Source organism: Streptomyces sp. NPDC029159, from assembly GCF_055564055.1.
The window spans coordinates 1-1053 of the sequence record NZ_JBVHWT010000020.1; the positions used below are offsets into that span (position 1 = coordinate 1).

At 77.4% G+C, this 1053-nt stretch carries 1 protein-coding gene; it reads left to right on the forward strand.

Annotation, left to right across the window (positions count from 1 at the left end; all coding sequences use genetic code 11):
* The first annotated feature begins 156 nt into the window (after positions 1–156).
* A complete protein-coding gene (locus tag ACZ4U4_RS28520; RefSeq protein WP_467880059.1) occupies positions 157–921 on the forward strand; it encodes a DUF2637 domain-containing protein in 765 nt (254 codons plus the stop codon).
* Positions 922–1053: the final 132 nt, after the last annotated feature.

Below are 1053 nucleotides of genomic sequence, written 5' to 3' on the forward strand. Positions count from 1 at the left end.
GGCCGGTCCCCATGGGCCGGGGGGAAATGTCCCTTGGCAACCCTGTCCCTCACCCGACCCGCCCCCGCCACCGGGGGCCCTCCCGGGGGGTGGCGCGGGGGGCGGGCCCGCGGCGCACGCGCGCCGCGGCCGGGTCCTTCTCCCGAAAGACATGACGTGCACGAGACCCAGACCTACATCCCGGCGCAGCAGACCGACGAATTCGTGCCGAGCCAGGGCACCTTCCCCCGTGCGGTCCGGGACACCGACCCGCAGGTCGGCTTCCCGCTGTTCGCACCGCAGCCGGACCCCTACGGGTTCGACGCGGTCGCCTGGGCGAACGTCCCGGTGTGGGAGACCGACGGTCCGGCGCCCCAGGACCCGCACGCGGGGGACGGATACCCGGCACCACCACCCACCGGACCCATCGTCAGCCATGCCCGCACCCGGCAGCACCGGCCCGGAGCGCACCGCGCCGGCGCCGTCCGGCTGCGCCGCTGGGCCCGGCGGATCAGCGCCGTCGTCGCCGCCCTCACCGCCGTCATGATCAGCGTGCTGGGCGCCATGGTCTGCTACGCACCGCTGCGCGCCCTCGCCTCCCAGGGCGCCTCCGGCGGCCTCGCCGACCTGTGGCCGCTGCTGATCTACGGCCCCTGGATGGTGGCGTCCCTCGCCATCCTGCGCGCCTCCGCCAACGGCCGCCGGGTCGCGCACTCGTGGTGCGTGGTGATCCTCTTCTCCGCGCTCGCCGTCGTGCTGTGCGTCGCGCACGCCCCGCTGACGCTCTCCGCCATCAGCGTCGCCGGGCTGCCGCCGATCACCGCGCTGCTCTCGTTCCACCAGCTGGTGCGCCAGATCGAACCTCCCGCACCGCCGCGCCCCGCCCCGGCGGAGGAACCCGGCAGCGGCCACCACCGCAAACCGCCGAACCCGCGGCAGTAGCGCCACCCGCGAACGCGGGGGGGGGGGGGGGGGGGGGGGGGGGGGGGGGGGGGGGGGGGGGGGGGGGGGGGGGGGGGGGGGGGGGGGGGGGGGGGGAGGAGGGGTGGGGGGGTAGCGACTGGTGTAGGGGTG